Below are 21,438 nucleotides of genomic sequence, written 5' to 3'. Positions count from 1 at the left end.
GTCTTTACATCCCGTCTAAATGACTCGTATCATTAATGAAATGTACCGTTTTTTGTTCACCATCAATTTCAATTAAACTTATTCCCGTATCTCCCATTTTAAAATAATAATCCATTGAAATTGGCATTTTGAAAAATGCACGTAATAGACTATTTATTACACCGCCGTGCGCAACGATTGCTATCCGGTCATGTGTATTCTCTGTCACGATTTTAGAAAAGATTCCTTCTATTCTCATTCTAAATTCAATAAACGATTCCCCGTTTTCAAAACGATCATGAAGAAACTTTGGCTCTGGATATTTCTTTGCTTCTTCAAATGAAAGACCTGCTTGCACTCCATTATTAAATTCCATTAATTCCTCTTCAAATTGAATTGGACAACCAATTCCTTCTGCTAATGTTTCACCAGTTTCTCTAGCACGTTTTAATGTACTTGCCCAAATGAAATCTGGTGGAAAATCTGCTTTCACTTTCTGTACAAGCCTTTGCACTTGCTGTCTTCCCTTTTCTGTTAATTCAAAATCAGCTCGTCCTTCATGTACATGTAAAATATCTGCTTCGGATTCACCGTGTCTTATTAGTAGTATTTGCAATTGTTCTCCACTCCCCTGTTTCATATCCACAAAATCCCATTATATCATACTCTGAATTTTCTATAACAAAAATATATTACTGTAACAGTTGTTCAACCCGTTTTAATAAACGAGTTATTCCAATTAACAATTCCAAGCACTCTAAACTTATAATTCTTTCAAAAGTGAAAAAAAATCCATCTCCATAGTAGCAAAGAGGCTAATATTTTTTATTTAGCTCAAAAATAAAAAGAGAAACGGCTTACCATTTCTCTTTCCACTCTTATTGTTCGTTTTCGTTTGACGTATCTGACGAAGGCAATCTCTTCGCATGTTTTTCTTTAAAAATTTCTCCAATTGCCCCGAGAGTACCAAGTGTTTCAATTGCATTAGACGGAATAAAGACTTTATTTGCTGGCCCTTTCGCAACTTCAATCAATGATTCAAATGATTTATAAGCAAGTACGCGCTCATCTAAATCTGCTGCACGAAGCAATTCAATTCTATTTTGTTCTGCTTTTGCAATTTCCTCAATCGCTCTCGCTTCCCCTTTTGCTTCTAACTCTTTCGCTTCTTTAATACCTTCAGCTTCTCGAATACGTGCCTCTTTATCCCCTTCAGCCATTAATATTTTACTTTGCTTCTCCCCTTCAGCACGAAGGACTTTATCTTGTTTCGCGGCTTCAGCTTCTAATATGATCGCACGTTTGTTACGTTCTGCTTTCATTTGTTTTTCCATTGATGCTTGCACATCTTTTGGCGGATTAATATCGACTACTTCTACACGTTCAATACGAACGCCCCATTTTTCTGTTGCTTCATCAAGTGCTAAGCGAATTTCTGTTGAAATTTTTTCACGACCTGATAACGTTTCATCCAGTTCCATTTTACCAATGATTTGACGCATCGTTGCAGAAGTAATGTTACGAACACCATATTCATAGTTCGAAATACCATATGTCGCAAGTTCCGGTTCCACAATTTGATAGAAAATAATTGTATCAATCTCTACTTGTACATTATCTTTCGTAATTACCTTCTGCGGTGGTACATTCGTTTGTTGAATACGTAAGTCATGATATACACGAACGCGATCCACAATTGGTATTAATAAATTTAATCCTGGCTGCATTATACGTTGAAACTTACCAAATCTTTCAACGACTCCAACTTTTTGCTGTGGAATAATTTTTATGGTTAATGCGATAAATGTAACAACAATTAGTGCGAAAATAATGGTTAATGTCAATGCTACTGCCATATTTATTCACTCTCCTTTTTCACTTGTAATATAGTACTATTCCTCTTTATAACAATAACTTTTTCTCCAACATCAATTGGATCATCTGCAATAGCTGTCCAAGTATCTCCATCTACCTTCACAATACCATTCACTTCATTTGTAATCGCTTGCATAACAATCCCTTTTTTACCGACTAGCATATCTACTGTATCAGTAAAACCTTTCGCTTCTCGAAAGTTTTTTGAAATTCTTTTCGTAAAGAAAGTCAATGTTAAACTTACAATCGCACCAGCAATGACTTGTAACAGTAGTGCTTCAGGAGCAAACAAAGCTATTAGACCTCCGACAACAGCCCCAATTCCAAGCCAAAGCATGTAAAACGTAATCGACAACATCTCTGCAATAAATAAAATACCTGCTATTATAAACCAAATTACCCATGCAGCCATATGCAACCCTCACTTTCTTTCTCATTTTCTATATGTATATGAAGAAAAGAATGGTTTATCCGCCCTTTCTTATACGTGGGCGCTTACTACAAGCTATTGTACATATTCACTGTTATAATGAGTATTATTAAAATACTATATTAATATATTCTTCATTATACATGAAAATCCCTTTCAAAAAGTGACAAAAAATTAAATTCTTTCGAAAATTTAATTTCTAAATTATAATTATTCTAACTACTTAAATATTATTTTTTACGAAGGTGGTGTGCTTATTGCAAAAGAGTTCATTAGCTTACTATTTAAGCTCTAAAATATTCATTACTCTCGCAGACATCGTATACATCATGATTATTACAACTCATATGTATATGACAACTAAATCAGCTACATTAACTGCCCTGTTTCCATTACTCCAAGTCATAACTACTCTTATAGCAAATACATCTGCACCACTTATCATGAATCGTTTTTCATCTTATTCATTACTTTTCACACTACAATGGACAAAAACTGCTCTCTTATTTTTATTAATGATATTATTCCCAGCCCTGTCCACAAACATTGTAGCACTATTCATTTTCATTTTTTTCATTTCATTATGTAGCGGCTGGAGCGCACCATTATTATACGGTATCCTTCCTCGCCTTACACGAAAAGAACAATTAGTAAAAGTAAATAGTATTTTTTCCTTTTCCACACAAATTGCACAAGCCGCTGCTTATTCATTTACAAGTGTTATTGTTCTTCTTATAGGCGCCACCTCTACACTCATGATGAATAACATTTTGATGATTTTTGGATGTTTTGCATTGCACGTTTCATTGCGTTCCATACATACTGAACGGGTAATAGAGCCTTCTTCTTCAAAAGGCGCTGCTTTATTAGAAGGTTGGAAACTCTTATTTCAGAATCCTTCTCTCCGTACCGTTACATGTATGGACTTAATAGAAACTTTCGCAGGGACGATTTGGATTGGTGCTATTACGATGGCTTATGTAACGACTGTCCTTCATAAAGGAGAAGAATGGTGGGGATATATTAATACAAGTTATTACGTTGGGACGTTAATTGGCGGGATATTAGCGTGGAAAATGAGTACATACATTCAAAATAATTTATTACGCTCCATGGCGATAGGCTCTCTTCTATTTAGTATTCTTACATTTTTATATGGTATGACGAGCAGCGGTTTTATTGCGCTTTTTCTGTGCGTTCTAATGGGGCCATGTTATCAAATTAGAGACATTTCCCAAACGACCGTTTTACAAACAAGTGTCCCTCCTTCTTTATTATCCAAAATGTATACAGCTCATGGCGCACTCCTCTCGACAGCTTCTGGTCTTTCTATGCTTAGCGTTGGAATTATTACCGATTTGTTTGGTGTTCGTACGATTTATATTCTCGCTTCTATCCTTATTTTATGCTCTGCTTGTTTATCATTTAACCTATTAAAATATGATAAGACAGAGCAAAAAGATATTTCACTTTAATGAACAAAATAAATAGGACAGGAACTCCTGTCCTATTTATTTTGTTCATGATAAGTTAGGGGATTTTCGATGCTTTGTCGCTTGTTCAAAAGCGTGTGCTAGTTTAATTAAAGTCCCCTCAGAAAAAGCAGTGCTTGCAAGCGTAATGCCAAACGGTCTCCCGTTATCCATATATCCCGCAGGTATTGCTATGGACGGATAACCTGCTTTCGCACATATAGTGGAGCCTATATAAGAAGGGAACAGAATTGCATCAAGATTATATTTTTCCAATGCAAAGTCAATACCTTGTTCTTGTGAAAAATATATATCTTCTAATCTTGCGTTTATATATTCAGGATTTCTTAATGTATTAGGAAAATCTTTTCTTCTTTCTAACTTAGTTTGGCCATATTTTAAAGTTCTTTCTGCTATGTTCTCGTTAAACTCCATTAACTCCGAAATAGAATGCACTGGAATAGTAGAAGGTAATTTAGATAGATAGTTATCTAAACTATGCTTTAGTTCATAAAGCGGTACTCCCCAGCTCCATTCTCTATGAAAAGACGGAATATCAATATTTTCTATTACTGCCGCTCCCTCACTACGCAATACTTCAATTGTTTCCTTAAACAATTTGTCATCATACTCACCAGATTCATAATAATCTTTTGGTGCATTACTATATACACCAATCTTTGCTCCATGTAAGCCATTAACATCAAGATATTTTGTATAATCATGTTCTTCTATACCTTCACTTTTATGAGTAGCTACATCTTTCTCATCTATTCCAGTTAAACTCCCTAGCAAAATAGCTGCATCTGTTACTGTTCTCGCAAATGGACCTGCTGTATCTTGCGAATACGTAAAGGGAATAATGCCTCTACGACTAATTAGACCCACAGTCGGTTTAATACCGACTACAGAGTTTTGAACAGCCGGACTTAAAATAGAAGCATCCGTTTCCGTTCCAACAGATACTACTGTAAAGTTAGCGGCCACTGCTATCGCAGATCCTGTACTTGAACCACCAACAAACATATCATCCTCACCCGTACCGTAAGGGTTTATTGTTTGCCCACCTCTTGCACTATATCCAGCCCACATGTCAAAAGACATTGCATTTGCTAATTCTGTCATATTTGTTTTTCCTATTATCACTGCTCCTGCTTCTCGCAGTTTCGTCACAAGAAATGCATCTTCACTACTAATATTTTGTTCCAAAGCAATCGTACCCGCACTTGTATGCATTGAATCATTCGTTTCGATATTGTCCTTAAGTAAAACAGGTATACCATGTAATACACCTCTTATACCTTTTATCTTTCTTTCATAATCTAACGCTTCTGCAATAAAGACAGCATCTGGATTGATTTCTAAAATAGAATTAATTTTTGGTCCATCTTGATCATATTTTGCGATTCTATGAAGGTAATACATAACTAATTCTTTTGAAGTTAATTGCCGAGCTTCCATCGCTGCTTGTATATCATGAATTGTTAATTCTTTTTGTAATCGTGTATTGAACTGAATCTCCATCGTCATTCACCTTCTATAAAGCCTTTTATTGATATCATGTATCTATTACTTGTCCATTTTCTCCGCTCCTCGTATATACAAATACAATCCCTTTAAAAGAATTCAACTTACCAATGTAAAAACCTTTTATTTCCTGAAAAGTCAACTACACCTACTGAATTGAAACGTTTCAGTGGGGGCTTGAGTTAGAACCCTAGGTCTTTTCGTCTATCGCTAGACAGTTTGACGCTCTAGCATTCGTGCCACCTTATGGTAGCAGCCCAAGCAAGTTTTTGGTTGGTACTGGCAACGAGCAATCGTTTCCCCACTTGCACCACCCTTTCGAAAAAGAGCAGTTCTTCCTTATGGAAGAAGCCACCACTCAGATTAACCCGGCGTGTGCTACAAGCCTCGACAAGTCGAATACACATGGATGGTTGACGCACCCACTAAGCTATGCACGAAGCAACAGCCTTACGTTTTTGTACTTCTAATAAAGTCGGCGTTTTCACTTTGAGATTTTCATCCAATTCTACAACTCTTGATTTTTGCAATGTATTCAACGCACCATTAATATCAGCGTGAATACATGTTCCTGATTTACTTTGATACAGACCACGAGTGATTCGCTTTCCACTAAAGCGATAATGCGTCCTATCATTCTTAGACCAAACTGGAATCGGATCTTTGTCTAGGAAACTAGCTTTTGAAGTATAGCTTTCTTCTTGTTTTAAAAATCGTATACCTTCTTTTATACATTTATTCTCAATCGCTGCGATTAGTTTATGAAAGGGGATTTGAACAAATGTTTGATTATTCTTTTTTCCCATATCAGATTTTTGTTTCCAACCAGCGTTATACCCTACGACAACCGTATCTATGTTGCATGCTTTCACTTTTTTGAACAACAAGCCTACAGTTTGTGAAATGTAACCATTTATTTGTCTTTCCCGTTTATGCCAAAGTGCTGCTATTTTGTTCGTTACAACTCGTTTCGAAAGTCCATTTTCCACATTTTTCAATTGTAGATTACATATCATTTTGTTGAAGTACCGGTTAATGGATTTTAATTTTTTCCCATCAATTAAAAATGCATCACCTGTATTTGTTACACAACTTAATAATCTATCTACACCTAAATCGCAACTTAAAGCGTTACTAGTAGCCGTGGATGGTTTCTTCAGTTGAGAAACGTGCATTTCATATGTATAATGCACCTCAAAGAACCGACCTTTTTGCTTCGGTACAATCTCAATGTAGGAGATTTTCTTATTTCTTACATTTTTAGGCATACGTATTTTAATGGAACCGTATTTTTTTCTGAATGCCACACTCATCGGAATCATCCAATACCCGTTATCATCCACTTTTGGAACTTGATAGATTTCAATAATTCGTTTGTCCGTTGAACGAGAATAATTCGGAAACTTAGGACGCCCCGTGAACTTCTCAGGATTTTTCTTCCACTTTTCCATTGCTTTAAAAAAGCTCTTTACTTCTGCATACAAGGCTCTACGAATGGCTTGAACAGAGTTTGATTGAATGCCCCAGTAATTCATAGCGGCTTGCATGGCAGTGTCCACTTCTTTTACAGTAGCCATCTTGTTATTGTTCAAATAACTTTGTTTAATCGTATACAATCCAACATTTCGCAACGCTTTTGAACTATGTGACATGCGTTGCAGCAAGCGAAATTCTTTAGCCGTAAGGCAAGCTCGTCCGATATTTTGTTTTTGAGTGAATCGTTGCAGGGTTTCTCTTTTCTTTTGTTTACGCAATACTTTCACTGCTTTCTTTTTAACCATTGTTTTCACCACCTTTCTTAGAGAGTTCATTAAAATTATTTCTTTCCTAAGATTATGTTTTATCTTAGGAAATCTCGTTTCACGAAACGAAAACTAACACTTTTGTAACTGTTAATTACTTTTGAAAAATCAATATTTGGAACGAAACGAAACAAAATGTGAACATGGTCTTCACCGCAATTCCTATTAGCCCAAGTAACCAAATGATTATTATTATCCAATTTCGTTGTCTTACGATATATTACCTCCTTATCTACGACAGATTGTATCGTAAGGCAAAAAGAAATAAACATTCGCCCTCAAAGAATTGTTATGAACGAAACAAAAGTGTTCAGCCTACCTTCTGACGGCAAAAAAAGTCTGAAACGAGTTCAACCTCGCTTCAGACCCTATTATTACTGCACGTATACTTCTTCTAACAAATGTAAAAACTCACCTTGTTTCCCGGCTAATTCAGGGCATTTTGCAATATCAATCCATTCGTAGCAAAATACTAAACCTTCATCTTCCTCACCGGCACTTACAATATGTTCCCAATCATCTTTTACATCTGTTAGTAACGTTATGTGGAAGAAATGGCGTTTTTGATATTCCTTTTTGTCTTTTACAAGTATGATGTAATCAGCTAGGAATCTTTCTATGCATAAATGACGTAATCCAGATTCTTCTTGTACTTCACGTAAAAGTGCTGCTTCTAACGTTTCTCCTTCGTCAACTGTTCCTCCTGGTACTTGCATACCAGCTTCAGGTATATCACGATGTTTAAAAACAAGCAGTTGCATAACTCCTTCTTTTTCTCTTGTCACATATGCATGTACTTTTTTCTTATATAACACCGTCATAATCCTTCTCCCCCTCAATTGTTCACTGCGTTACTTCTTCAAGTGTCAGTTGATTTTCATATAAATATGTAGCTTGTGGATTTCCCACATACCTCACATGCCATGGTTCAAATCGATAACCCGTAAGCGATTCTTTCTCTTTTGTATATCGAATGACAAAACCAAATTTATGGGCATTTTCAGAAAGCCATTGCCCTTCTTTCGTTTCACCAAAAACTGTCTCTAACTGAAACTTGGCAGATTGAGATGTAATATCCATTGCAAGCCCTGTTTGATGTTCACTCGTTCCAGGAACCGCGCTAGACATCGCTGTTTTTGCTTCTCCATCTTGTTTTTTATACATCGTATTTAATGCTTTTTGTCGATCAAAAGATCTAAATCCAGAGACTGCAAATAAGAAGATATGCTCCTTATCCGCTTGCTGAAACATTTCCTCAAGCGCCCCTGCTGCTTCTTTCCTCATTTTTTTCTTTTCTTGATCACCTTCACTTGAGTAGCGCACTTTCGGAATGACTAAATCTGGCGGTCTATACCCATCTGGCAAGCGCCTACTTTTATTTACAAGCACAAGCATCGAATTCGGATTACTAATGACCGCAATATCACCATCCATATTCGCAATCGTTTCTTTCGCTTTCGGAAATATGTTATTTACATTTACCTCGCGCGCCTGCTTATCCTTATACATTTTATAATTGACTCCTGCTACTCCAACAATAAGTACCATCGCTACCATACCAAGTAGTGTCCATCTTTTTTTCATATAACGACCTCTTATTTTAATAATTTGGCCATTTCATACTCATCGATGTTCTCTCCATCGATAATAAGAGCAGCTCTTTTGACACCTTCTTTCTCAAATCCAACTTTTTTATATAGTGCCTGAGCTCTTGTATTGCGGGCCATTACCGTTAATTCTAAACGCCATACATCATGTAATCTTGCCCACTTCTCAGCCTCTTTAAACAATCTCTTCCCAATACCTCGACCACTATACTCTTGCAAAATACCAATTACAATACTTACTACATGTCGCTTTCTTTGAATATGATTTCCATTCAATAAAATAAATCCTACTATTCTCTCTTCTTCAACTGCTACCAATATTGTTGCATATTTATTTTCTATAAAGCGATGAATCATTTGTTCTTGTTGCTTTACTGTAAATTTTCTTTCTCCTGGTTCGTATAACATAAATTTCGTTTCTTCATCTAGTTGCTTACTTAATTGCAGAAATGGTGCCGCATCTTCTATTTTGATCTCCCTAATCACTTCAATCACCCTACCAGTTTTAGAATAAAAAGTTTTCCTTGTAAAAAGATTTTCTCTATTTCCCCGAAAATCCCTTTGTAAATCCCCCAGTATAATTTGACAAATTTCGATATTACTATAACATCGACAAATTATGTCTTTTCTGTGACGTCTCATCAATTACAAAAAAACGTAAGCATTACACTCACGTTTTTTCAGACTCTCTCATTCATTTCTGTTTTACTTTATCCATTCACTTTTTCTGCCTGCCAGAAATATTCACCAAACGCTTTAGCAAGTGCATCAATCGATCGATTTAGTTCTTCCTCTGTATTATCTACGCCACCAACTTCAATTAATATCGCTTGTCCTGACAAATCTTGATTGTAGACACCATTTCCTGTTTGGAATCCTTTTTGAATGACACCACGACTAACGCCTGGATACTTCTTACTAATCGTCTCATGTAAAGCCGTTGCTAATTGTAAGTTTTTTTCATAATTTTTATTGCCTTTTCCTATGACGAAAGCAAGCTTCGCATATGATTTATCTCCAATTGTTTTTGTCGTGACATTTTTCCGAGCACTATCACGATGTAAGTCAAAGAAGTATTGCAGTTCTTTATTGCCAGTCATTGCTTCTTGTACTATTTCCCGTGACATTTTGTAAGAACTATTACTATTTAACCCTTTACTAATCAACTTTTGACCGACATCAGTCTTGTCGTTAGTAGCTCCGATCCCTTCACTTGCTAATTGTTCACGAAATCGGTCGCCGACTATTGAAATATTCGTGACTGAACTTGTCGCTTTATTCGGATTTGGATCATTTGCTAAATTCAGTAACGGCAAATAAGATTCCCAGCTATGTGAATGATAAATAAACGCAACTTGTCGTTTCCCTGTCGTTTGAGCCGGTTGCTTTTTCTCTTTGTTCGTATCCGGCTTTGGAGCCTGTCCACCTTCTCCAGTCCGTTCTTTTACTACTTCTTCAAGTGGCACGCTCGACTCTATCGGTAAGTTAGAATAATTTGTCCCTTCACCTGCAATAACAATTTCTGTATCGTACTTACCAAAACCAGGTAGCTCTTTTCCGACAAAACTGCGTACATCGTTAAAACGAATATTCGTAGCCATAGAAAAGAGAAACGAAGAAATTGAAAAATCTTGATTTAAATTTCGATATTCCTGTGTAAAATAATGATTCTCTTTTCCCAGTACGTACATGTAACCATTCATCGATAACTCGTTTAACCAATTATATAAATACGTTGACTTTGTCTCTTTCATAGAAGTTACCATCATACTAATAAGAAAAAAAGTCGCTAGTACTGTAGCAATAATAAATAATATTAACTTTCGTACACTCGTAAACTTCACATAAAAAAAGCCTCGATTCATACTATCACCCTCTCTATTTCAAGTTATGTACAAGCTCTAGAGAATAGACCGTCTAAATTCCGGCTATATTGTTAATGAGGTGAAATGAATTGAAGCTACTTATAGGGACTTTACCCGTTGTACTATCATTTATTTTTTATTGGCTTGCTAAGCATCCTACAATCCGCGTTACGTTACACATTTCAGCGTACTTATCTCTTTATGTACTCGGTACAATTATTTCTATTCATATATATGATGTTTTAATGCAAGATTTAGTTTTCATGACAAGTATTCATAGCATTTTACTAAATCCATTTTTTCTTATTACAGGAGCGTATATAGGCATATACACTTTATACTTACTTTTGTCTTACATAATTACAAATATGAAAAATGGAGCGTAATGAAATGCGACCAACCTTCATCTGTCATATATGCAAAAAAAGAATTGTACGAAAGAAAGATCTTATTACTGCCGCACGGTACTTCCGCATGTATGTATTTCACAGTGATTGCTTTAAGCGGCAGCAATTGTTCATCCCAAGATTTATCCCAATGAATACACTATTTAATTTCTTTCTAGTTATATATGGACTTATTTTTGGCAGCATTCTTATGATTACAGAGCCATCTATTATTTGGGTTATTTTCTTATTTCCCATTCTATATCGGTTTCTTTCCTATTACTATGTTGAACGCTTTTTCTCTACATAACGTGCAGACTGCCCTCTAGGAATGCTTAAACATTCCCAATCATTTTCTTTTAACATTTTACCGATATAAATCATTTGGCCAATGTGCAAAGCATAATGAGAAATTTGTCTTTCAATTGCTTGCATGACAGTTTGTGCTTCACCACGAATATATACCGGCTGTAATAAGTTTTCCGGTGTTAGCACATTCATCGTATTAAAAACATATTCCCATCCTTTATTCCATGCTGCGAGTACCTCTCCCTTAGAAGAATAACCACCTTCAAATTCAGCATCTCGGTTACGATCTATTTTTTCACCATCAGATATTAAAAAATCCGTCCATCTAGAACGCATATTACCGTGTAGATGCTTAATTATGATTGCTATGCTATTTGTTTCTTCATGAGAAGACCATTCAATCTGTTCGTATGATAATTGTGAAAGCACCCTCTCTCCTTGCTTCTTTGTTGCTTTAAAATTCGAAATGGCACATTGTAAATATTCGTGTCCGATATCCATGTTCCCCCGCCTTTACACTAACTAATTTTTGTTCCATTTGGTAATTCCATATTCGGCTGAAGTAATACAACATCACCCGCTTCAGGTACTCCTCCTAAAACAAGTACTTCTGATTTAAATCCAGCTACACGTTTTGGCGGAAAATTCACAACAGCAACGATTTGCTGACCGATTAAATCTTCTGGGATATATCTCTTCGTAATTTGAGCACTTGACTGCTTAATTCCAAGCTCTCCAAAATCAATTTCTAGTTTAATCGCTGGAACTCTCGCTTCTTTAAATTCCTCTGCATGTGTTACAGTCCCAATCCGTAAATCCAAAGTTAAAAAATCTTCAAAATTAGCCATTTTATCATTCCTCCCATTTATTACTTAGACAAAACAAAAAAATCCCCTTTAAAAAAAGAAAGGCGCCTAAGCACCTTTCTTTTGTAGTTCACTTGATTCATTTGATTTATAGAAGAAGAAACCGAGGATCCCGCCAATACATGATGGGATTAACCACCCTATTCCTTCATTATATAATGGTAACATTTGTAGTACGTTAGAAATCGCGTCAATTTTAATGTTTGCACTTTCTAAACCGTTAAAGAAACTAATTAACAATGCACCTAAAATAGCTCCAATATAAATGGTATTACGCTTTCCAATCCATTTATGGAAGTAAGAAAGTACGATTAATACGATTGCAACTGGATAAATGATCATTAACACTGGTAATGTAACTGCGATTAATTGTGTTAAACCTAGGTTAGATACGATTAAACTAAACACACATACCATTGTTACAATCGTTTTATGCGAAATCTTAGGGAATAAGTTTGTAAAGAAGCCAGCACAAGCTGATGTTAATCCAACAGAAGTTGTTAAACAAGCAAGGATAATAACGAGTCCTAATAAAATTTTACCACTTGTTCCGTATAGCTCATTTACAACATTCGTTAAAATAAGTCCACCATTCTCTGATACACCAAGTGATGTACTTGTTGAACCAAGATAAGCAAGTGATAAATAGATTAACGTTAAACCAAGTACTGCAATAATACCTGATACTACTGTTATTTTTGCAATTTGACTACTTTCTTTTATTCCTTTAGAGCGAATAACTTGTACAACGACAATTCCAAATACAAGTGCACTAATTGCATCCATCGTTAAATATCCTTGAATAAATCCACCAAAGAAAGCATTTTCTTTGTAAGCTGCTAGCGGCGCAGCCGGTTCTCCAATTGGATCAATAATTGCCTTTCCGACAATTACAGCAACAATCAATACTAACAATGGTGTAAGAAATTTCCCGAACCAATCCACTAATTTAGATGGATTTAATGATAAATACCACGTTATTCCGAAGAAAATTATAGTGAAAAGAAATAGCATGTACCACTCGGAAACCAATGCCTCTGATAAAAATGGCTTCATACCCATTTCAAATGAAACGGCTCCAGTACGCGGAATCGCGAAAAATGGTCCAATTGCTAAATAACTAATCAATGGGAAAATAAACGCAAATACAGGGTGAACTCTAGAAGATAGCGCTTTCAAGTCCCCCTCTACAAACGCGACAGCTGTTACAGCTAATAGGGGTAATCCGACTCCCGTTACTAGGAATCCAATTGTAGCAATCCAAACATTCTCTCCAGCTTGTTGCCCTAAAACTGGTGGGAAAATTAAATTTCCTGCTCCTAAAAATAGTGCAAATAACATTAAACCAATTGCTACCGTATCACCTGGCCTTAAACGTCCCTTCATACTTTTCATTTGCATAGCACTTTTTCATTGTTTATCTTTATTTTCACAATATGCTATGCATCCTCCTCTCTGCTCAAGCTGATAAAATATGCCCCTTACAAAGCAGCGTCTTTCTCCATAATTTCTCCATTCCCCTTATTCTTACTCTAACTATTAATTTTTGATTTTTTTGAATATTTAACTCATTAGAGTGGTATTGCGTGGAGTATAGTTGTCAGACCTCTTTGTTTTTATCACACATATAGTAACATATTTAGTTGAAAAATAAAAACATATTTTCAAATTGATTTTTTTGAAAATCAAAATTATCTACTTTTTTATTCTTTTACACAAGTTTTGTTACAATTTCAATTTTTACCCTACCATTATTTTTAAATAATTTTATGCGCGTAACACGCAAAAGCCATCCAACATAATTAGATGGCTTTTGCATGTTACTCTATCGTTTCAACTTCACGTGGATTTTTCATCTCTTCCACATATACAACTCTAAATCCGTGATCTTCTAAATCTTTCAATAACGTCTCTAATTCATCGTCGTTAAACTCTTCTCCTAATGTAAACATAATTCTTCGGACTAATAAGGCATCATTATCAAAAGTCATTAAACTTTGGATACCTGTATATTTTTTTAATACTGTCGATAATTTTTGAATGGCTCCGTTATAATCTTGCGTCCCAATCATGACGGAATATTTACTAGAATGGACGCCCCAAGCATCTTCTAATAACTCGAAAACTTTTTTATGCGTTAAAATTCCAAGAAAGATTCCTTTTTCATCAACTACTGATAAATAAGGTAATTTTTTTATTGTAAAAAATACTTTAAAGAACGAAGAATCTTCTCTGACATAACCTTCTTTATCGTTTAATAATTGTACGACACTCTCTTCCAGCGAACCTTTATATTCTAAAATATCTACTTTGTATACATTCCCTAAATATTTCTCTTTTTTTTCATCTAAAACTGGTACACAACGATAGCCAGTTTTATTTAAATGCTCCAGCGCTTCCCCTATTGTAATTGAACTTGAGCAAAATAAGACTTCTCTTTTCGGCACATAATTCCCTTTAATCCTCATAAACAGCCTCCTTATGTTAAAATACTTTCTGTGCCATAACTATATTATATTTTCAGAAAAAAATAAATGATTTATTTTATTTTTCTGAAAATTATTCATTTTCTTGTCATAATTTATTCACGTTTCATTCACTTATATCCCGTACAATACTAAACTTCTTTAAGAAAAATATATTGTAACTTACGCCGAAAGAAGCTAAAATAAGAATAAGAATTTTCTGAATATTCTAAGAGTAGGTGATTACATGTCTTTATTGCGCTCACATATATGTAAATTTATCGTCGGTGTTCTCATTATTTTTATCATTAGTCCTATTCCTGCTTTATTCATTACACATAAATACTCATACATAACTGGCTTAATAAGTATTTTTCATAACTTCGCACAACTTTCTTCTATGACAATTCCAAAGATTGATTGGATGCACGAATCGATTTTTTTCTCAGCAAATCAGATGATTCATACTTCTAATCATTCAACACCGTTATTCCCTTACATATGGGAAATATATTTTGTATCGATTGTTCGTTTTACCTTTACTCTTGCAATCGGATTCTTCATCAGCTTAGGGATCGGCCATTTATTTTTTAAAGCACCTCATTCGGTTAAGAAGTTTACTTCTTTATTAAGATGGATACCATACTCTTTTTGTACTGTATTATTACAATGCTCAGTCTTATTACTACTCTTATACATCGCAAAATTTATAAAGCTTCCTTACTACTCATCTTTTATCATCGTTTGTAGTACTTCCATGATTATCGTTATGCAAGCAATAAAAAAATGGGTCCCTTTCTTAAGTAACAGAAATGAATATGAAATAAAACAATCTTCTTTCCTTGTAGATACATTATTTTTGGCGCTTACTTCGAATCATAAATCTATTCTAGGTTCCATTATTCTTTCATTCATTTTTATGGAATGCGTTTTTCAAACAAACGGATTATTACAATTTATCGTTCAATTCGGCGGAAATTCACCTGTAATTGTTACAATCAGCTTACTACTTTTGTATATCCCATATTGCATACTCTCTTTTCTTCAAACACTATGGACGACAAACCACTTTAAACAACAATCATACGCTTTAACGAGAAGTATTCCAAAACCTTAATTTGAAATAACCCTCTAGAATCTGAAAGTAGGGGGTTATTCCTTTTGTATAGCGGACAAAATAACAGCACATTCAAAAACTATTGCAGAAACATACCAATATTTACCCTTTTTCTTTGACTATTCTTTTCGTTTGGATTTATTATAAAAGTATAACATAATTGCAGGAGGTGACATCTTTATTCCAAACTACGGAATAGAGAACACACTTGGACATATTAAATATTTTTCTCATCTTTGTACTTATCCTTATTTCTGGCTTTTTCGTGGCATCAGAATTCGCTGTTGTAAAAGTACGAAAAAGCCGCATTGACCAGCTTGCAAATGAAGGCAACAAACAAGCTTTAGCTGCAAGAAGTGTCATATCTAATTTAGATGTTTATTTATCAGCTTGTCAGCTCGGGATTACGATTACTTCTTTAGGACTTGGTTGGCTTGGTGAACCGACGGTGGAACATTTACTACGCCCGCTCTTTGAAAAGATTAATATTACTGGAACAATGGCAAATACTTTATCCTTTATTATTGCTTTTAGTGTTATTACATTTTTCCATGTTGTATTAGGTGAATTAGTTCCAAAATCTTTCGCCATTCAAAAAGCAGAAGCAATCACACTTAAGTTTGCACGACCACTTATTTTATTCGATAAAATTATGTACCCATTCATTTGGCTACTGAATAGTACAGCTATCTTTTTCACAAAACTACTCGGTTTAGAGCCAGCGAAAGAAAATGAACTTGCCCATTCTGAAGAGGAACTACGACTCATTTTAGGTGAAAGTTTCAAAAGTGGCGAAATAAACCAAACCGAATATAAATATGTAAATAATATTTTTGAATTTGACGACCGGGTCGCAAAAGAAATTATGGTCCCTCGTACAGAAATGATTTGCTTATCTACTGAAAATACGTTAGAAGAAAATATGGATATCGTCGCAACTGAAAAATATACACGCTATCCGATCATCGAAAAAGATAAAGATGATATTATCGGTATGATCAATACAAAAGAAGTATTTCACGATCAAACGAAAGGCATTCATAAGCCTCTTGAATCTTACATACATCCAGTACTAACTGTATTTGAAACTGTTCCCATTCGCAAAACGTTAGTACATCTACAAAAGAATCGTGTTCAAATGGCAATCGTTATGGATGAATATGGTGGTACTGCTGGACTTTTAACAATGGAAGATATTCTTGAGGAGATTATTGGAGAAATTCAAGATGAGTTTGATGCGGATGAATCACCTATGATTGAAAAACGCACGCCGAAGCTTACTGTTTTAGACGGGAAGGTTCTTATTTCTGAAGTAAATGATATGTTTGGCCTACATATTGATGATAGCGATTTAGATACAATTGGAGGCTGGCTCCTCTCTCAAGCAGTGGACTTAAATATTGAGGCTGGTTATTCCATTGAGTTTGCCGGTTTTCAATTTAAAGCACTAGAACTTGATGGACATCAAGTGAAAAAAATTGCGGTACATAAATTAGACACGAAGAAGGAGTTATAAAGTGACAGTATTATTAACAATCTGTATCATTGCCTGTTTCATTGTTTCATTTCTAGCCTTTATTTACCCTATCATTCCAGGTATCCTTGCTGTATGGGCTGGATATTTCATTTACCATTTTGGTATAAATGGCGGAGAACTAACAACTTCCTTTTGGATTATTCAAGTCATTTTCACACTATTCATTTTCGTTGCTGATTTTATTGCAAATGGATATTTCTTAAAGAAATACGGGAGTTCTAAATGGGGAGAACGTGTCGGTATGATTTCTATCATTGTCGGATCTTTCTTCTTCCCACCATTCGGTTTAATTATCATACCGTTCTTATCGGTATTTATTACAGAACTCATGCATAAAAAAGCGCCAAAAGACGCCTTTCTAGTAGGAGTTGCTACTGTAGTTGGTTTTTTAAGCAGTACCGTAGCGAAAGCCATTCTCCAAATCATTATGATTATCATATTTGTATGTTATATCATCTTTTAACCATCCCAATTTCGGGATGGTTTTTTTAATAGGAAATACCTACTCGACTATTCTCATATTGGTTTTCACTACAGAGATTCCACATAAATTGCGCTGTATCACCAACTGTTATTTTCGCTCCCCCTTCTGGTAAGACATCTTTTTCAGTTCGATATACCCCTGTCACATCGCCGTCTATTAAATGCGTCGGACAAACGACCGTCCAGCATAAATTACTACCACTAAGTATCTTATATGCGGCTAAATGATCTTCTGCTGCTGTTGTCGTCTTCCTTCTTGATTCCGTTGATTGAAAACGATATAAATTTAGATTTGTTCTTGCTTGTAAAATACCAGCTGTTCCTATTGTAATGATTTTATGAACTCCTTCTTCTTCCATTTGCTTTATAATTTGTGGCATACTCTTCGCTAATGTCCCATTTTGATCCGTTCCAAGTGCACTAATTACTATATCGCTTCCTTCTATCGCTTTCTTTATATCATTTTCATTCAATACATTGCCTTCTATTACTCGTAATCTTTCATGATGTATTTCTATTTTATTAAAATCACGCGCTAATGCAGTTACTTCAGCTGAATCCTTTAATGCTAATTTTATTATGTTTGAACCTACTCGCCCAGTTGCTCCCAAAATACATACTTTCATTTGTTTTCCCTCCTTTTTATCCTTTCTCTATTTTTCAATAATCTCAATCAATTTACAACAAAAAAGCTTCCTCATATATAAGAGGAAGCTCTATTATTATTTTATTTCTTTTCTTTTGAATCCGTAGACTTCTCAGTTCCACTCGTTTCTTTATCCTTTTTGTCCTCTTGTTGTGTTGTTGTATCGTCTTCTTTCTTCTTGTCCTCACCATTACTACAACCTACCATTAATAAAGAACTTGCAAGTGCCATAGCAGTTAATGATTTAACCCATTTGTTCATTTGCGTTTCCTCCTTTAGATAGAATATGTACAATCCCCATATTACTCTCTATTTTTAAAGGAAAGATTGAAATACAGTAAATAAACGGTAAATAATTGTAAATCTTCTGATAATAAACATAGACACCTATTCTTTTTTCTCCATGAAAAGTAAAAAAACTAAGGCGCCCATCTTTCCGCCTTAGTTTCTTATGCAAACTTCTCATTTTCATATACATGTTGAATCTTATACTCTTTCTTCACAACATATTGCCATACACTATAGGCATAACGATTCATTTTTAAGAAGCAATTTTCTAAAAACGAGCGGAATTCTGGATTTGCAACTTCAACTGCCACTTGAGCAAACTTTATTGCTAACCGTTTTAAATGCGAAATATAACACGTTGCAATATAAATATCCCCTGTATATTTACTATTAGTTTCCTTTTCCATTTCATGAAAATGAAATGAAATTGGTTCACAAGTTATACGCTGTACATTCTCTCCTTCTTGAAAATTCACTTGTTCATTATATGCTTGCAGCATATATGGTAAATGATGCTGTAATAGCTCTTTTAATTCTTCATCTCTTACCTTTCCTGTATACTCCCCAACCTTATATATAAGCATATAACTATACCTCATTAGTTCTTTCATACAATCCATGAAAGTGCCTCCCTTCTCTTTTGTCTATATACTATAAATATGATGCTATAACATTTGCTATTCTTGCTAAAAACCAATCCCATTTACTAATTTTCTCAAAATCTTCTTCCGAAAATTTTTTTGATTTATGAAAGTCTTCTTTTAATCGGTTCCATACGTCCACTGTTACTCCCTTATCATAGATAATACAATTAGACTCCGTATTTAAATAAAAACTTCTATTATCAAAGTTTGCGGTACCAATATCAACAATTTCCCCATCAATGATTGTTACTTTCCCATGAAAAAAACCATTCTGATATTGATAAATCTCCGCTCCAGCATGTAACATGTCTTTCAAATACGGATAGGCAGCTTGTTTTAACAATACTGCATCACTTTTAAATGGTACGAGAATTTTCACATTGACACCGCGGTTTAATGCATCTTTTAACTCTTTCATCATTTCTTTACTTGGCACAAAATATGGCGTTGCAATAATTAAAGACGTTTTAGCCTGCTTTAAAAGTGCTCCATATTTTTCCCATAAACCTTTTCCATCTGAAAATAAATATTGATATTTCACATTCCCAATTGCAGGTAAACTTTCATGTAAAGGCATTTTTTCTCCCGTATCCTCTTTCCAGTCAGTAGCAAATTTTCTTTCCATATCCGTGGCACCATTCCCCTTAACTCGTACATGATAATCACGCCACGGGCCAAATTTTGGATCTTGTCCAAGGTACTCCTTTCCAATATTAAAGCCACCGATATATGATACTTTTCCGTCAATCGTAACAATGCGTCTATGATTTCGTTGATGCAAAGAATAGAATACATGTTTCAATTTAAGTTTTTTACTAAACGTAAACTGGACACCATTGCTTTTTAATTGACGAATTATCTTTTTCTTCAGCTTATATCCACCTATTCGATCAACGGACAATTTTACTTCTACTCCACTCGATGCCTTTTTCTCGAGCAAGTGCAAAAACTCTTTACTTATTTCATCTTTACCTACAATATAAAAGTGGATATATATGTACTTTTCTGCATTACGTATATCCTCAAATAATTTCGTATATAGCTCTTCACCGTTCGTATATAGTTGAAATTCACCTAATCGAACTTGTCCTAATTCATATTCACTAGCCATTTTCTTCCCCATTTCCACATCGATGTTCATCCAAATGAATACACCTATTAAACAAAGGATTACAACGAAAAAGTGTTTCATGGATATTTTCCTTTCTCCACTTACTGTTATTTCTATATCTTCCCTTTTTTAATACAATATCATTCAAGAAAATATGTCATTACATGATATATGTCCATATCAAACAATGGCTCATTTGCATATTGTATGTTGTATCTTAAAATAAAAGGAGGAAATAACAATGGGCTTCGCACATGGTAATGGATTCGCGCTATTAGTCGTATTATTTATCCTCTTAATCATCGTCGGTGCTGCTTGCTTCTGCTAAGTAGTTATCGTCATATGATATGTGGATGAAAAAACTATAAAAGCGGACACCTATTTTTAGGTGTCCGCTTTTCATATAAAAAACATTTCAGTCCGTTATACATGTCCATCTCAAAAAGTTAGTAATGTAGCTACTTTCTTACTCTCTGCCTTGCGTATATGACGTTGTTCTGCACGTAATACTGCAATGCGGTATAATTCTTTCTCTTCTTCTGTTTCAGGGATTACTCGCGGCACTGGAACTGGATTATTCTCCTTACTAAGCGCAACAAAAGTAACAAATGACGTCGCTGCTATACGCTTCTCACCTGAAATCAAATCTTCTGCTACTACCTTCACAAATACTTCCATAGAGGTTCTACCCGTCCAAATTACAAAGGATTCATAACTAACACAATCTGAAGAGCGAACAGGATGTAAGAAATCTACCCAATCCATAGATGCTGTGACACATTCTTTTCTTGCATGCCTCGTTGCTGAAATAGAAGCAACCATATCCATTTCGGCTAATATCTTTCCACCAAATAGCGTATTGTGATCATTTAAATCTGTTGGAAATACTCGGCTCGTTTTAAACACTCTAGACTCATTAGCTGTTTTTCCCTTTACTGCAGTCATTATTATCACCTCTTTGATTATTTAATCCGCTATTTGCAGACATTATGACTCCCACCACAAAATTCGGCTGGAGCAAAGAAGTTC

Annotated in this window: 25 protein-coding genes and 1 pseudogene; 7 read left to right on the top strand and 19 right to left on the bottom strand. The window is 34.9% G+C overall.

The features are described 5' to 3' along the window. Positions 1–4 precede the first annotated feature (4 nt). The 3 genes from FS742_RS02810 to FS742_RS02800 form a co-directional block, all read right to left on the bottom strand. Positions 5–595 carry a histidine phosphatase family protein gene (locus tag FS742_RS02810; RefSeq protein WP_144611113.1) on the bottom strand — a complete coding sequence of 197 codons (591 nt, stop codon included), beginning with the start codon at positions 593–595 and terminating at the stop codon, positions 5–7. A gap of 262 nt (positions 596–857) precedes the next feature. Further along, a complete protein-coding gene (locus tag FS742_RS02805) occupies positions 858–1,835 on the bottom strand; it encodes an SPFH domain-containing protein (RefSeq protein ID WP_144611112.1) in 978 nt (325 codons plus the stop codon). 2 nt (positions 1,836–1,837) lie between these two features. Then, positions 1,838–2,266 (bottom strand): NfeD family protein, encoded by a 429-nt coding sequence (locus FS742_RS02800; protein WP_144611111.1) that lies wholly within the window; start codon positions 2,264–2,266, stop codon positions 1,838–1,840. Positions 2,267–2,541: 275 nt separating this feature from the next. On the opposite strand from FS742_RS02800, the gene FS742_RS02795 reads away from it, so the two are divergent. Further along, positions 2,542–3,759: an MFS transporter gene (locus FS742_RS02795; protein ID WP_144611110.1), complete on the top strand. Its 1,218-nt coding sequence runs from the start codon at positions 2,542–2,544 to the stop codon at positions 3,757–3,759. A gap of 45 nt (positions 3,760–3,804) precedes the next feature. Here FS742_RS02795 and FS742_RS02790 read toward each other — a convergent pair whose 3' ends face one another. The 7 genes and pseudogenes from FS742_RS02790 to spoIIP all read right to left on the bottom strand — a co-directional run bounded on the left by FS742_RS02790 (position 3,805) and on the right by spoIIP (position 10,557). Then, a complete protein-coding gene (locus FS742_RS02790) occupies positions 3,805–5,280 on the bottom strand; it encodes an amidase family protein (protein ID WP_144611109.1) in 1,476 nt (491 codons plus the stop codon). A 428-nt stretch (positions 5,281–5,708) separates the two neighbouring features. Further along, positions 5,709–7,064, bottom strand: a complete 1,356-nt coding sequence (locus FS742_RS02780) for an RNA-guided endonuclease TnpB family protein (protein WP_144612048.1) — start codon at positions 7,062–7,064, stop codon at positions 5,709–5,711. A gap of 21 nt (positions 7,065–7,085) precedes the next feature. After that, positions 7,086–7,246, bottom strand: a pseudogene (locus tag FS742_RS28340) (transposase); the annotation flags it as partial. Positions 7,247–7,459: 213 nt separating this feature from the next. Beyond that, entirely contained in the window at positions 7,460–7,906 is a 447-nt protein-coding gene (locus FS742_RS02770) for an NUDIX hydrolase (protein WP_144611108.1), read from the bottom strand. Between the two features lie 22 nt (positions 7,907–7,928). After that, a complete protein-coding gene (locus FS742_RS02765) occupies positions 7,929–8,669 on the bottom strand; it encodes a M15 family metallopeptidase (RefSeq protein WP_144611107.1) in 741 nt (246 codons plus the stop codon). An 11-nt stretch (positions 8,670–8,680) separates the two neighbouring features. Beyond that, complete coding sequence (locus FS742_RS02760) at positions 8,681–9,178, bottom strand: GNAT family N-acetyltransferase (protein WP_144611106.1); 498 nt, start codon at positions 9,176–9,178, stop codon at positions 8,681–8,683. A gap of 224 nt (positions 9,179–9,402) precedes the next feature. Further along, the gene (spoIIP, locus tag FS742_RS02755; RefSeq protein WP_144611105.1) at positions 9,403–10,557 is read right to left on the bottom strand and encodes a stage II sporulation protein SpoIIP; all 1,155 of its coding nucleotides are present in this window, start codon (positions 10,555–10,557) and stop codon (positions 9,403–9,405) included. An 89-nt stretch (positions 10,558–10,646) separates the two neighbouring features. On the opposite strand from spoIIP, the gene FS742_RS02750 reads away from it, so the two are divergent. Continuing rightward, positions 10,647–10,943: a hypothetical protein gene (locus tag FS742_RS02750; protein ID WP_128974695.1), complete on the top strand. Its 297-nt coding sequence runs from the start codon at positions 10,647–10,649 to the stop codon at positions 10,941–10,943. 4 nt (positions 10,944–10,947) lie between these two features. After that, positions 10,948–11,253 (top strand): permease, encoded by a 306-nt coding sequence (locus FS742_RS02745; RefSeq protein ID WP_144611104.1) that lies wholly within the window; start codon positions 10,948–10,950, stop codon positions 11,251–11,253. On the opposite strand, the gene FS742_RS02740 is transcribed toward FS742_RS02745, so the two are convergent. The 4 genes from FS742_RS02740 to cbpA all read right to left on the bottom strand — a co-directional run bounded on the left by FS742_RS02740 (position 11,226) and on the right by cbpA (position 14,586). After that, positions 11,226–11,753 (bottom strand): DUF1572 domain-containing protein, encoded by a 528-nt coding sequence (locus FS742_RS02740; protein WP_144611103.1) that lies wholly within the window; start codon positions 11,751–11,753, stop codon positions 11,226–11,228. The genes FS742_RS02745 and FS742_RS02740 overlap by 28 nt on opposite strands. Before the next feature lie 17 nt (positions 11,754–11,770). Beyond that, positions 11,771–12,100, bottom strand: a complete 330-nt coding sequence (gene csaA / locus FS742_RS02735) for a chaperone CsaA (RefSeq protein ID WP_144611102.1) — start codon at positions 12,098–12,100, stop codon at positions 11,771–11,773. Between the two features lie 66 nt (positions 12,101–12,166). Continuing rightward, the gene (gene brnQ4, locus FS742_RS02730; RefSeq protein ID WP_395940390.1) at positions 12,167–13,504 is read right to left on the bottom strand and encodes a branched-chain amino acid transport system II carrier protein BrnQ4; all 1,338 of its coding nucleotides are present in this window, start codon (positions 13,502–13,504) and stop codon (positions 12,167–12,169) included. A 434-nt stretch (positions 13,505–13,938) separates the two neighbouring features. Then, positions 13,939–14,586, bottom strand: a complete 648-nt coding sequence (cbpA, locus tag FS742_RS02725; RefSeq protein ID WP_087959607.1) for a cyclic di-AMP binding protein CbpA — start codon at positions 14,584–14,586, stop codon at positions 13,939–13,941. A gap of 244 nt (positions 14,587–14,830) precedes the next feature. Between cbpA and FS742_RS02720 the strand changes: the two genes are divergently transcribed. The 3 genes from FS742_RS02720 (at position 14,831) to FS742_RS02710 (ending at position 17,700) form a co-directional block, all read left to right on the top strand. Next, positions 14,831–15,700: a hypothetical protein gene (locus tag FS742_RS02720; RefSeq protein ID WP_144611100.1), complete on the top strand. Its 870-nt coding sequence runs from the start codon at positions 14,831–14,833 to the stop codon at positions 15,698–15,700. 208 nt (positions 15,701–15,908) lie between these two features. Beyond that, positions 15,909–17,216 (top strand): hemolysin family protein, encoded by a 1,308-nt coding sequence (locus tag FS742_RS02715; RefSeq protein ID WP_144611099.1) that lies wholly within the window; start codon positions 15,909–15,911, stop codon positions 17,214–17,216. Between the two features lies 1 nt (position 17,217). After that, positions 17,218–17,700, top strand: coding sequence for a DUF456 domain-containing protein (locus tag FS742_RS02710; RefSeq protein WP_000217326.1), 483 nt, complete (start codon positions 17,218–17,220; stop codon positions 17,698–17,700). A 25-nt stretch (positions 17,701–17,725) separates the two neighbouring features. Here FS742_RS02710 and FS742_RS02705 read toward each other — a convergent pair whose 3' ends face one another. The 4 genes from FS742_RS02705 to cls form a co-directional block, all read right to left on the bottom strand. Further along, a complete protein-coding gene (locus tag FS742_RS02705; RefSeq protein ID WP_144611098.1) occupies positions 17,726–18,346 on the bottom strand; it encodes an NAD(P)-dependent oxidoreductase in 621 nt (206 codons plus the stop codon). A 101-nt stretch (positions 18,347–18,447) separates the two neighbouring features. Next, positions 18,448–18,627, bottom strand: a complete 180-nt coding sequence (locus FS742_RS02700; protein ID WP_144611097.1) for a hypothetical protein — start codon at positions 18,625–18,627, stop codon at positions 18,448–18,450. A gap of 188 nt (positions 18,628–18,815) precedes the next feature. Then, a complete protein-coding gene (locus FS742_RS02695) occupies positions 18,816–19,274 on the bottom strand; it encodes a spore coat protein (RefSeq protein ID WP_144611096.1) in 459 nt (152 codons plus the stop codon). Between the two features lie 31 nt (positions 19,275–19,305). Then, on the bottom strand, positions 19,306–20,490 hold the full coding sequence (gene cls, locus FS742_RS02690; RefSeq protein ID WP_144611095.1) for a cardiolipin synthase: 1,185 nt from the start codon (positions 20,488–20,490) through the stop codon (positions 19,306–19,308). A 160-nt stretch (positions 20,491–20,650) separates the two neighbouring features. Between cls and FS742_RS02685 the strand changes: the two genes are divergently transcribed. Continuing rightward, positions 20,651–20,737, top strand: a complete 87-nt coding sequence (locus FS742_RS02685; protein ID WP_000505094.1) for a YjcZ family sporulation protein — start codon at positions 20,651–20,653, stop codon at positions 20,735–20,737. A gap of 110 nt (positions 20,738–20,847) precedes the next feature. Here the strand turns inward: FS742_RS02685 and FS742_RS02680 are convergent, their stop codons facing one another. After that, entirely contained in the window at positions 20,848–21,354 is a 507-nt protein-coding gene (locus FS742_RS02680; RefSeq protein WP_144611094.1) for an acyl-CoA thioesterase, read from the bottom strand. Between the last annotated feature and the right edge of the window lie 84 nt (positions 21,355–21,438).

Origin of the sequence: Bacillus cereus, from assembly GCF_007678085.1 — a bacterium.
Classification (GTDB): Bacteria; Bacillota; Bacilli; order Bacillales; family Bacillaceae_G; genus Bacillus_A; species Bacillus_A cereus_BE.
Note: the sequence above shows the minus strand (reverse complement) of the source record. Positions and strands in the feature narration are given on the sequence as shown.